The organism is Streptomyces sp. NPDC055140, from assembly GCF_053607285.1.
In genome coordinates this window covers 1-10,802 of record NZ_JBSGTG010000052.1, presented here as the reverse complement: position 1 = coordinate 10,802, position 10,802 = coordinate 1, and the positions used below count along the sequence as shown (strand labels likewise).

Annotated in this window: 9 protein-coding genes and 1 pseudogene; 8 read left to right on the top strand and 2 right to left on the bottom strand. The window is 71.5% G+C overall.

The annotated features are described in order from the left end of the window. Nucleotides 1-141: 141 nt before the first annotated feature. A complete protein-coding gene (locus ACWFR4_RS44895) occupies nucleotides 142-2,415 on the bottom strand; it encodes a TOMM precursor leader peptide-binding protein (RefSeq protein ID WP_453657302.1) in 2,274 nt (757 codons plus the stop codon). Next, entirely contained in the window at nucleotides 2,412-2,732 is a 321-nt protein-coding gene (locus ACWFR4_RS44890) for a hypothetical protein (protein ID WP_453464201.1), read from the bottom strand. The genes ACWFR4_RS44895 and ACWFR4_RS44890 overlap by 4 nt, the downstream gene beginning before the upstream one ends. A 250-nt stretch (nucleotides 2,733-2,982) precedes the next feature. Here ACWFR4_RS44890 and ACWFR4_RS44885 point away from each other — a divergent pair, with 250 nt between their 5' ends. The 8 genes and pseudogenes from ACWFR4_RS44885 to ACWFR4_RS44850 all read left to right on the top strand — a co-directional run. Beyond that, the gene (locus ACWFR4_RS44885; protein WP_326710794.1) at nucleotides 2,983-3,777 is read left to right on the top strand and encodes an AfsR/SARP family transcriptional regulator; all 795 of its coding nucleotides are present in this window, start codon (nucleotides 2,983-2,985) and stop codon (nucleotides 3,775-3,777) included. A gap of 79 nt (nucleotides 3,778-3,856) precedes the next feature. Next, complete coding sequence (locus ACWFR4_RS44880) at nucleotides 3,857-5,446, top strand: acyl-CoA carboxylase subunit beta (protein ID WP_453464204.1); 1,590 nt, start codon at nucleotides 3,857-3,859, stop codon at nucleotides 5,444-5,446. A gap of 261 nt (nucleotides 5,447-5,707) precedes the next feature. Then, on the top strand, nucleotides 5,708-6,973 hold the full coding sequence (locus ACWFR4_RS44875) for a beta-ketoacyl-[acyl-carrier-protein] synthase family protein (RefSeq protein WP_453464207.1): 1,266 nt from the start codon (nucleotides 5,708-5,710) through the stop codon (nucleotides 6,971-6,973). Next, nucleotides 6,970-8,181 (top strand): ketosynthase chain-length factor, encoded by a 1,212-nt coding sequence (locus ACWFR4_RS44870; protein WP_453657300.1) that lies wholly within the window; start codon nucleotides 6,970-6,972, stop codon nucleotides 8,179-8,181. Before ACWFR4_RS44875 ends, ACWFR4_RS44870 begins: the two co-directional genes overlap by 4 nt. A gap of 117 nt (nucleotides 8,182-8,298) precedes the next feature. Further along, nucleotides 8,299-8,568 carry an acyl carrier protein gene (locus tag ACWFR4_RS44865; RefSeq protein WP_266674876.1) on the top strand — a complete coding sequence of 90 codons (270 nt, stop codon included), beginning with the start codon at nucleotides 8,299-8,301 and terminating at the stop codon, nucleotides 8,566-8,568. Nucleotides 8,569-8,681: 113 nt separating this feature from the next. Next, complete coding sequence (locus ACWFR4_RS44860) at nucleotides 8,682-10,472, top strand: acyltransferase domain-containing protein (protein WP_453657298.1); 1,791 nt, start codon at nucleotides 8,682-8,684, stop codon at nucleotides 10,470-10,472. Further along, entirely contained in the window at nucleotides 10,469-10,696 is a 228-nt protein-coding gene (locus tag ACWFR4_RS44855) for a DUF6059 family protein (protein WP_206302061.1), read from the top strand. Before ACWFR4_RS44860 ends, ACWFR4_RS44855 begins: the two co-directional genes overlap by 4 nt. Further along, a pseudogene (locus tag ACWFR4_RS44850) lies at nucleotides 10,618-10,802 on the top strand (hypothetical protein); the annotation flags it as partial. The gene ACWFR4_RS44855 and the pseudogene ACWFR4_RS44850, both read left to right, overlap by 79 nt.

The window sequence follows — 10,802 nt, the reverse complement described above, 5'->3', positions numbered from 1 at the left end:
GGGCCCGCCCCCGCGCCCCGCGGCCCATCCCTACCCCCCCCCGCCTGCCCACTGCCCGCCCCCCCGCCCCGTCACCCTACGGCCCCCCTGCCTCGCACTTGCGGCGCGCCCCCCCCCCGCCAAACCACCCGACGGTCAAAGTCAGACGAAGAGGGGAATTGGGTTCAGTTCGCCGTACGGAAGAGGGCGCGAGAGGAGTCCGAGCTCCACCGGTGTGTCGAAGAGACGGCCCGGGGCGAACCGTGCCCAGAAGTGACGCATTCCCGGAATGATCACCTTCACAACGGGAAGTCCCACGTCGGGGCGTGTTTGATCAAGGATCATCAATTCCATGCCACGGCCACGTACAAGGGTTTCGGCCAACTCGATGTCGTCCAGCAGGTCGTTGTGGACCGAAAAGGAATAGGACTCCGGGGTCCGTGGAGCTTCGGCCGGATCCGCGCGAACGTATGGCTGATTCTCCACCGTCGCCCCCTGCCACCAGGCAGAAAGATCACGGTCCGCGGACCGGAATTCAGCCGGGTCCCCCTCCGGGGGAAGGAGTTGGGCCATTTCCGTGACCGCCCGCCGCAGAGCGAGCCGGGGATCGAAATGAGCCCCGAACCCGAACGAGATCGCCTGGGCCGGCCCGTCGGTGCGCCGGGACATGGCCACCACGACCGGAATGCCGAAGTCCGATGTGAGGTCGAGCGCCCAGACATGGCGGTGGAGCCGTTCGAACGTCTGCCGGGTGCGGGCCAGCCACGGCTCGTCGAAGGCGTCGAGGTCCACCGCGGGCCGGCGCGTGCGGTTGTACCACCACAGCGCCACCGCGTCCCGTTCCACCAGTTCGAGGAAGCCCTGCACGACGGCGTCCTCCGGGCTGCTGCCCGCCGCGTTGCCGTTGGAGTCGGCCCACGGCGTGGCCGGCACACCGTCGGGACCGGGACCGAAGTACAGCATCGACGTCGGTAGCAGCCGCTGCGTGCCCGACGTGAGGGACCACACCGGCGTCCAGTCGGCCGGTGTCTGCGGGTCGAACGGCGGCGGTACCTGCTGAAAGCGCGAGTGCCGCGGATTCCACTGGTCCCGCTCCCGGAACTGCCGGTCGGCGAACAGCTGGCAGAGATTGGGATGCAGGGCGGCGTCGCCCAGCCCCGCCAGGGTGTCCCGCACCGTGGGCTCGTCGCCCTGCCGGGTACCGCAGTAGCGCTCCAGTGCCTCGCACAGGGCGCTGACCTCGGCCTCCTGCGGAGTGGTTCCCTTGCCTCCGCTCTGGCCGCGCAGGCCACCACGCAGCCCGGCCAGGGAACGGCTGTCGCCGAGTGCCAGATTGCGCCCGGCGACGTACCGGTTCAGTCCGTCCGGCGCGCCAGGGGCAGGACGGAGTTCGGACACGACGCCGGTGACCGGGTCGGCCAGATGCCGGTAGCGGGACAGCACCGCCTCCGCACTCTGCGACCGGTGATTGCCGCCCACCGTGCGGTACTTGGGGCTGGAGCGCGGCGTGAAGGGCCTGTTCGCCTGCTGTGTGACGAGCTCCGGATCCCCGCACGTGGGGCACTGCGGGCGGCGGGTCACCGGATGCCGGCTGGTCGCGAGGGTGCGGGTGTCCAGCGTGCAGACGGAGCGCTGGCCCTCGTACCGCATGCCGGCCACCCACTTGGTCGCCTCGAGCACCGCCGTGTGCAGGCCCAGGGCGCGCACGGTGGCGAACGAGGCCTCGGGGACGGGCACCATTCCCATGAGGCCCAGGGCTTGGCGGACCGGAGCCGTGGACGACCGGTGGCCGCGCAGGCGGTGCGCCAGACACTCCCAGCACGCGTCCTGCCCGCCTGCGAACACCGGGCCCACCCAGGTCTCCGCGCCGCTGGGCTTGGCCAGCAGCCAGGCGCGGCCCGAGGCCCGGTGCCGGGCATCGATCTCGGCGAGGCGGGGGTCCAGGTAGTCGTCGCACAGGACGAGCGACAGTTCGGCCGAGTCCTCCTCGCCGGGGCCGGTCATCCGCAGGCCCGCGACCAGGCACTCGGCCCGCGCCGCCGCGGGATCCCCCCTGCCCAGGTGCACGAGCGCCACCCGCGTCTCCCGGAACGAGGCGGAGGCGCTGGGCCCGTGCAGGCCGGCGATCTCCCAGTACGCCTCCGTCGAGGCGTCGGTGGCCGGGTCGTGGTAGCCGACCAGATCGGCCCGGGCGAGTTCGGCGATCATGCGGGCCGCGGTTTCCGGGGCCACGGTCGCCGCCGCGTCCCGCAGGACGGCCGCCAGGGTGCGGGTCCCGTCCAGCAGGGCCGCGAGCTGCTGAACCTCACGGCCCTGCAAGGCCGTTGTGCCCCGCTCCGACAGCAGGTAGACGGCGTCCCCTTCGATCGCCTCCACCCGCAGGTGTCTCTTGAACCCCACCGGCAGTTCGGTGGTTCTCCCCCCGGATATGTTCATGCACGCGCCGCTTCGGCCTCTTCGCCGGGCAGGGGCGCCATGCCGGTGGCGCAGCCGTAGAGCATGACGGTGCCCGGCCGGTCCAGATGGTCGATGACCAGGCCGCGGTCCGTGCTCCCGCTCTTGTACACCTCCCCGAAGAGGTCCGCGAAGTCGTCGCCGTACACCGGCTCCGTGGCGGGAAGTCCGAACTCGGTGAGCACGGCGACCGGGTCGCTCGTGTAGCGCTGGGCCAGGTCGGGCTCCAGGCCGGCCCGGGCGGTCAGGAGTGCGAACTGGTGATCCGAGGTCAGCTGAGCGTGCGTGGCGGTGTTCATGGTGATCCCCCTGCTGAGTTGATCCTGCGAGACGTTGTTCGCTTGCCGAATGCCAGGATTCTGCGGCCCGCCGCGTCGCACGGCACAGTGCCGCTGTCACCAAGGAGGCATGACATTTTCATGCCCGGCCTCGTGACCACCTCACTGGGACTCGGATGCCTCTGGTGCGAGGCTCGACGCCAGACTCCGCAACCTGTGCAGGCCCGCCGACGGACCTGCCGCACCAGCCCACGAAGGGGAGGGCGTCATCATGGAGATCAATGTCCTGGGACCATTGACGGCCCGTGAGAACGGAGTGTCCGTCGTACCGACCGCCGCCAAACCGCGCCAGATCCTTTCCCTGCTCGCCCTCCAGTCCGACCGGGTCGTGACGGTGGCGACGCTGATGGAGGAGATCTGGGGCGAGGACATCCCGCGCAGCGCGGCCACCACTCTGCAGACGTACATCCTCCAGCTGCGCCGCAAGATCGCCGCGGCACTCGACGGCGACCCGTCCCGCCACGCCAAGGACGTCCTGGTCACGCAGCACGGCGGCTACCTTCTCCAGGTGCAGCCGGGCCAGGTCGACGCGCACGAGTTCACCCGCATCACCGCATCGGGCCGGGCCGCGCACGAGGCGGGGGACTACCTCGCTGCCTCGCGGCTCCTCGGCCAGGCACTGAAGATGTGGCGGGGCTCCGCCCTCGTCGACGTACGCGTCGGCACCGTGCTCGAGCTCGAGGTGCTCCGCGTGGAGGAGGACCGGATGGCCGCTCTGGAGAGGCGGATCGACGCCGATCTGCTGCTCGGCCGGCACACCGAGATCGTGCCGGAACTCCGGGTCCTGGTCGCCCGGCACCCGATGCACGAGAACTTCTGCGCCCAGCTGATGACCGCCCTGCACCGGTCGGGCAGCGCCTGGCGTGCACTCGAGGCGTACCAGCGGCTGCGGGTGACCCTCGTCGACGAGCTGGGACTCGAGCCCTCGGCCCGGTTGCAGCAGCTCCATCAGGCGGTGCTGTCCGCCGACCCGGCTCTGGACGTCCAGGTGCCCGCGTCCGGCTGACCGGCTGACCCGCCGACCGGCCGACGGCCCTGGCGGTCCTCTCCAGTACGTCTCTAGCCGGCGTTCCTACGTTCGGCCGATGACGATCCTCGACGACCTCACCGTCACTCAGGCAGCCCCCGACCTCCGCCGCGCCACCGCCGAACTGCGGCGGCTCAAGGAGGAGGTGAGTCGCGGGCCCGATCCCGCGGCCACCCTGCGCCAGCACGAGAAGAACAAACTCACCGCGCACGAGCGCCTTGAACTCCTCTTCGACGAGGGCACGTTCACCGAGATCGAGCCGCTGCGCAGGCACCGCGCCTCCGGTTTCGGCCTGGAGGACCGCAAGCCGCACGGCGACGGTGTCGTGATCGGCTGGGGCCTGGTCCACGGCCGCACGGTCTTCGCCTACGCGCACGACTTCCGGATCTTCGCCGGAGCCCTCGGTGAGGCGCATGCCGAGAAGGTCCACAAGGTGATGGACCTCGCGGCGGACGCGGGCGCACCGCTCGTCAGCCTCAACGACGGGGCGGGAGCCCGTATCCAGGAGGGCGTCACCGCGCTCGCGGGCTACGGCGGAATCTTCCGCCGCAACGTCGCGTCCTCGGGGGTCATCCCGCAGATCAGCGTGATGCTCGGCCCCTGCGCCGGAGGAGCCGCCTATTCGCCGGCCCTCACGGACTACGTCTTCATGGTCCGCGACACCGCGCAGATGTTCATCACCGGACCTGACGTGGTGCAGGCGGTGACCGGCGAGAAGATCACCCACAACGGACTCGGCGGCGCCGACGTGCACGCCACGACCTCGGGTGTCTGCCACTTCGCCTACGACGACGAGGCGGACTGCATCGAGGACGTGCGCTTCCTCATCGCGCTCCTGCCGTCCCACAACCGTGAGATGCCGCCGGCGGTGCCCTGCGACGACCCCGCCGACCGGCGCACCGACCGGCTCGTCGACCTCGTGCCGGCCGACCCGGGGCGCAGTTACGACATCCGCGCGGTGATCGAGGAGATCGTCGACGACGGCGAGACCTTCGAGGTCCACGAGGCGTGGGCGCCCAACGTCGTGTGCACGCTGGCCCGCCTCGACGGCCGCACGGTCGGCATCGTCGCCAACCAGCCCGCGGCCCTCGCCGGCGTGCTGGACATCCACGCGAGCGAGAAGGCCGCGCGCTTCGTCTCCACGTGCGACTCTTTCAACATCCCGCTCGTCACCCTGGTGGACGTCCCCGGCTTCCTGCCCGGTGTGGACCAGGAGCACAACGGCATCATCCGGCACGGCGCCAAGCTCCTGCACGCGTACTGCAACGCGACCGTGCCCCGGATCTCCCTCGTCCTGCGCAAGGCATACGGCGGCGCGTACATCGTCATGGACTCCCGTTCCATCGGGGCCGACCTCGCCTTCGCCTGGCCCACCAACGAGATCGCCGTGATGGGCGCCGAGGGCGCAGCCAACGTCATCTTCCGGCGGCAGATCGCCGCTGCCGACGACCCCGCCGCGATGCGCGAACGGATGGTCAAGGAGTACAAGACCGAGCTGATGCACCCGTACTACGCGGCCGAACGCGGCCTCGTGGACGACGTCATCGACCCGGGGGACACCCGACGCATCCTCATCCGCTCACTCGCGATGCTGCGCGCCAAACGCGCCGAAGTGCCGTCGCGCAAGCACGGAAATGTCCCTACATAGGCGTGCGGTCCGGCAGGTCCACGCACACGCGAGTCCGGTTCTAGGGCACGGACGTTCCATAGCTTCACCGGTCAGGGCAGCACGCTACGAGCGAGTCGCCGACCGGTTCAGGCCGGCCGAGGGGGTTCCCACCCCGAACCCCCTCCGGCCGCCGTCTCCGACCCATGATCAGCACGGACGAAGGGATCGACAGTGACCCCCAGAGTGCCAACCGGCTGGTGCGCAGCGACGCCCCCGGCCTCGTCGAAGGCCAGGTAGACCATGCGCAGAGTCGCCATCACCGGCCTGGGCGTCGTGGCCCCGGGTGGGGTCGGTGTCAAGGAGTACTGGGAGCTGCTCACGGCGGGCCGCACGGCCACCCGCCGGATCTCCTTCTACGATCCCTCACCGTTCCGCTCGCAGGTCGCCGCCGAGGTCGACTTCGACCCCTTCGCGGCCGGGCTCTCCCAGCAGGAGACCCGCAGGCTCGACCGGGCCGCGCAGTTCGCGGTCGTCTCCACCCGTGAGGCCCTCGCCGACAGCGGCCTGGAGATCTCCGCCCTCGACCCCGGCCGCGTCGGCACGGCGGTCGGCAGCGCGGTCGGCTGCACCACGAGCCTGGAGCGCGAGTACGCCGTCGTCAGCGACGGCGGCCGCAAGTGGAACGTCGACCACGAGTACGCCGTACCCGAGCTGTACCGGCATTTCGTGCCCAGCTCGCTGGCCGCCGAGGTCGGCAGGGCCGCCGGGGCGGAGGGGCCGGCCGCGGTCGTGTCCACCGGATGCACCTCCGGTCTCGACTCCCTCGGCCACGCCGTGGAACTCATCCGCGAGGGCACGGCCGACGTCATGATCGCCGGTGCCACCGAGGCGCCCATCTCGCCGATCACCTCGGCCTGTTTCGACGCCATCCTCGCCACCACACCCCGCAACGACACCCCGGAGAGCGCCTGCCGGCCCTTCGACAAGACCCGCAGCGGCCTCGTCCTCGGCGAGGGCGCCGCCATCCTGGTCCTGGAGGAACTGGAGAGCGCGAAGCGGCGCGGTGCCCATATCTACGCCGAGATCTCCGGGTTCGCCTCCCGCTGCAACGCGTACCACATGACCGGTCTCAAGCCGGAGGGCCTGGAAATGGCGGAGGCCATCGACGCCGCCCTGGCCGAGTCCCAACTCGCCCCGGACACCGTCGACTACATCAACGCACACGGCTCCGGCACCAAGATGAACGACCGCCACGAGACGGGTGCCTTCAAGCGCAGTCTCGGCGAGCACGCCTACCGCACCCCGGTGAGCTCCATCAAATCGATGATCGGCCACTCGCTCGGAGCCATCGGCTCCCTGGAGATCGCCGCATGTGCCCTCGCGATGAAGCACGGCGTCCTGCCGCCCACCGCGAACCTCCACGAGCCGGACCCCGAGCTCGACCTCGACTACATCCCGCTCGTCGCCCGCGAGCAGCAGACCGACGTGGTGCTCAGCGTGGGCAGCGGGTTCGGCGGATTCCAGAGCGCCATGGTGCTGGCCCGCCCGGACAGGAGGACCGTATGACCGCCGTCGTGACCGGCCTGGGGATCACCGCCCCCAACGGCCTCGGCACCGAGGAGTTCTGGAAGGCCACCCTGGCCGGCGAGTCGGGCCTCGGCCCCGTCACCCGGTTCGACGCCACCCAGTACCCGTCCCGTGTCGCGGGCGAGGTGACCGGATACGTCGCCGAGGACCACATCCCCAGCCGGCTGATGCCGCAGACCGATCACATGACGCGCCTCGCGCTGACCGCGGCGGACTGGGCGCTGAAGGACGCGGGGATCGACACCGACGAACTCCCCCAGTACGGCATCGGCGTGGTCACGGCCGCGTCCGGCGGAGCCGTCGAGTTCGGCCAGCGAGAACTCCAGAACCTGTGGAGCAAGGGCAAGGAGTACGTCAGCGCCTACCAGTCCTTCGCCTGGTTCTACGCGGTCAACACCGGACAGATCTCCATCCGGCACAAGCTGCGCGGCCCCAGCGGGGTCCTGCTCACCGAACAGGCCGGCGGCATCGACGCCATCGGTCACGCCCGCCGCCACATCCGCAAGGGCTTCCCCGCCGTCATCGCCGGCGGCGTCGACGCGGCCATCTGCCCCTGGGGCTGGGTGCCGCAGATCGCCTCCGGCCTGATGAGCACCGTCGACGACCCCACCCGGGCCTACCTCCCGTTCGCCGCCGAGGCCGGCGGATACGTCCCGGGAGAGGGCGGCGCCATCCTGCTCGTCGAAGAGGCCGGTTCGGCCGCCGCGCGCGGCGCCGGGCACGTCTACGGCGAGATCGCCGGATACGCGGCGACCCTCGACCCGGCCCCCGGCACCGGCCGCCCGCCCGGACTGCGCAGGGCCGCCGAGAACGCCCTCGCCGACGCCGGGATCACCGCCGGCGACATCGACGTCGTCTTCGCGGACGCCGCAGGCGTACCGGACCTGGACCGGGCCGAAGCCCAGGCGCTGACCGAGCTGTTCGGGCCGGCGGGCGTCCCCGTCACGGCCCCCAAGACGATGACCGGCCGCCTCCTCGCCGGGGGCGCCGCCCTCGACGCGGCGACCGCGCTGCTCGCCCTGCGCGACGGCGTCATCCCGCCCACCGCCCATGTGACCGCTCCGGCCCCGGAGCACACCATCGACCTGGTCACCGAGGCACGCGAGGCCGACCTGCGCACCGCACTCGTCCTCGCCCGCGGCCACGGCGGCTTCAACGCCGCACTCGTGGTGCGCCGCGCCACCTGAACCGCTCCGCACCAAGCTCCACCGCGGCACACCGCACGAGCACGGTCCCGCTTTCCAGTTTCCAAGTCGCTTCATCCGGCTGCATCAGTGCGCCCAACCGAGAGGACGGCACCAACCATGACCACCTCCACCGCCACCGTGACCCTGGCCGACCTGACCCGCATGCTCCGCGAGAGCGCGGGCGAGGAGGAGGGTGTCGACCTCGACGGCGATGTCATCGACACCCCGTTCATCGAGCTCGGCTATGACTCACTCGCCCTGCTCCAGGTCATCGGCGAGATACAGCGCGACTACGGCATCAGCATCCCCGACGACGCCGTGGTCGACGCGGAGACCCCGGGCGCGCTCCTCGCCCTCATCAACTCCGGCCGGACGCCCGCCGCCTGACCGGAATCCACGCGGCCGCCCTGCCTACGTTCCCCCGGCGGGCAGGGCGGCCGTTCTCGTCCCTGATCCCTTGACATCCATGCGGCCGGAGCACGGTCCACGAGGAGGGAACCATGTCACTCACGTCCCACAGTGCGGTGGTCCGCCGGCTGATAGTCAGCCCCGGCCCGGCTCCGCAGGAGCAGGCGCCGGTCGTGGCCTCGGCCGTCGCCGTCTCGGCCGTACTGCGAGCCTTCGGCCGTTCCCCCGAGAACCTGCCGGCCCGCACCGTCGTCCTCATCGGCTCCGCCGCCGTCGGCCCCGGCCTGCGCGCCGAACACGAGGGGTTCACCGTCCTGACGACGGCCACCCCCGGTCTCGCCCTGCGCCGCGCACACCACGAACTCCACCTCGGCACCGCCGACCTCGCCCTCGTCGCGGGCTTCGGCGAACCCGATGCCCAGACCATCACCGTGTACGCCGTGAAGCGCGCCGCGGAGGCGGTGGCCGACGGGGACGCCGTCCTGGGCGTACTCGACATGACGGCGACGCCCCACGCCCCGGAAGCCACCCCGACCCTGCGGCCCCTGCACCAGAACCCGCGCGGCACCGACCCCGACCGCCACCGCCTGATCCTCTGGTCGGGCCGGAACGCGGACGACGAGGCCCGGGTGCGCGGCGAACTCCTGCCGATGCTCAGCGGCATCCACCGGGAGGCGTACCCCGCCCTGCCGACCGCGGTGCCCTGCGGGACCGCTCCCGGCCCGGTACGCGGTGCGGCCGTCGCCGTGTCCGCCCTGGCCGCCCGCACCGTCCACCAGGCCCGCGCAGTCGACGTGTCCCGCCCGCGCCCCGTCGTCCTGCTGTTCCCCGGCCAGGGCTCGCAGCACGCAGGCATGGCGGCCGGCCTCTACCGTCGCGAACCCGTCTTCACCGCGGCAGTCGACGCGGCCCTGTCCCACATGGGCGAGGAAGGCTCCCGGGTACGTGCCGACTGGCTCGACCCGAAGCGCGCCGCCATCGGAATCGACGACGTACGCCGGGCCCAGCCGCTGCTGTTCGCGATCGACTACGCGCTGGGCAAGATGATCATCAGCTGGGGGGTACGCCCCACGGCGTTCCTCGGCCACAGCGCGGGCGAACTCGTGGCGGCCACCTTCGCCGGCGTGGTCTCCCTGCGCGACGCCGTCACCATGGTCCAGGCCCGGGTCAGGGAGGCCGTGAAGATCCCGGCCGGCGGCATGCTCGCCGTCGCCGCGAGTGAGGAGCGGCTGCGCCCCTACCTGACGGACGGGGTGGGCATCGCGGCCGTCAACGCCAACCAGCAGGTGATGCTGGCCGGTTCGGACCAGCCCCTCGGCGAGGTCGCCGACCGCCTGCGTGCGGACGGACTCACGGTCGTCACGGTCCCCGCCACCAGCCCCTTCCACTCCCCGGCGATGGCACCCGCCTCCGACGCGATCGAGATCGACTACCGCGACATCCCGCTCCGCGAGCCGAAGCTGCCCCTCTACTCCGGCTACACCGGCACCCTGATGAGCCCGGAGGCCGCGCGCAGCCCCCGCTTCTGGGCCGACCAGATCACCGACACCGTCCACTTCCGCAACGCCCTGGACGAGCTCCTCGCGGCTGACGACGTCCTGCTCATCGAGGCCGGCCCCCGCCAGACCCTCACCGCCTTCGCCCGCAGGCACCGCTCGGTCCGCCTCGGCGCCGGCGCGGTCTCCCCGCTCCTCCCGGCCCGCGTGGGCACCCCCGAGGCCGACCGGCAGTCCGTGCTCAACGCCGCCGCCCGCATCTGGACCGAGGGCCACGACCTGGACCTGAACGCGATCGCCCGGCTGTGGACGTGGAGCGACGAGGACGCACCCGCGGCGGCCGGCCCCACGGCGCCGCACATACCCGCGAAGACTCTGGTCGCATGAGAATCGTCACGAAGATCCTGCGCGAGATCTACAACTCGCTGACCGCCGCGGGGTGGATGTGGCTGGGGATACCCACTCTGGACCCACCGCAGGTCCGGCCCGCGCCGAACCTGGACGAGCCGCCCCAGGGCCACCCCGAGCGGCTTCGCCCGGACATCGCGCTGACCACGACCGAACTCGCACTGCAGAGGCAGCTCGTGGCGCCGATCGGGGACCAGCGGTGAAGGAGATTCTCCGTCTGGACCGGGTGATCATCCGGTTTGCGGGTGACTCGGGTGACGGTATGCAGCTGACGGGTGACCGGTTCACTTCGGAGACGGCGTCGTTCGG

Bases quoted from the DNA above. Each gene is read 5' to 3' on its own strand.
- ACWFR4_RS44860 (WP_453657298.1), top strand. From the start codon at position 8,682: ATGTCACTCACGTCCCACAGTGCGGTGGTCCGCCGGCTGATAGTCAGC.
- ACWFR4_RS44885 (WP_326710794.1), top strand. From the start codon at position 2,983: ATGGAGATCAATGTCCTGGGACCATTGACGGCCCGTGAGAACGGAGTG.
- ACWFR4_RS44875 (WP_453464207.1), top strand. From the start codon at position 5,708: ATGCGCAGAGTCGCCATCACCGGCCTGGGCGTCGTGGCCCCGGGTGGG.
- ACWFR4_RS44890 (WP_453464201.1), bottom strand. From the start codon at position 2,732: ATGAACACCGCCACGCACGCTCAGCTGACCTCGGATCACCAGTTCGCA.
- ACWFR4_RS44870 (WP_453657300.1), top strand. From the start codon at position 6,970: ATGACCGCCGTCGTGACCGGCCTGGGGATCACCGCCCCCAACGGCCTC.
- ACWFR4_RS44865 (WP_266674876.1), top strand. From the start codon at position 8,299: ATGACCACCTCCACCGCCACCGTGACCCTGGCCGACCTGACCCGCATG.
- ACWFR4_RS44895 (WP_453657302.1), bottom strand. From the start codon at position 2,415: ATGAACATATCCGGGGGGAGAACCACCGAACTGCCGGTGGGGTTCAAG.
- ACWFR4_RS44855 (WP_206302061.1), top strand. From the start codon at position 10,469: ATGAGAATCGTCACGAAGATCCTGCGCGAGATCTACAACTCGCTGACC.
- ACWFR4_RS44880 (WP_453464204.1), top strand. From the start codon at position 3,857: ATGACGATCCTCGACGACCTCACCGTCACTCAGGCAGCCCCCGACCTC.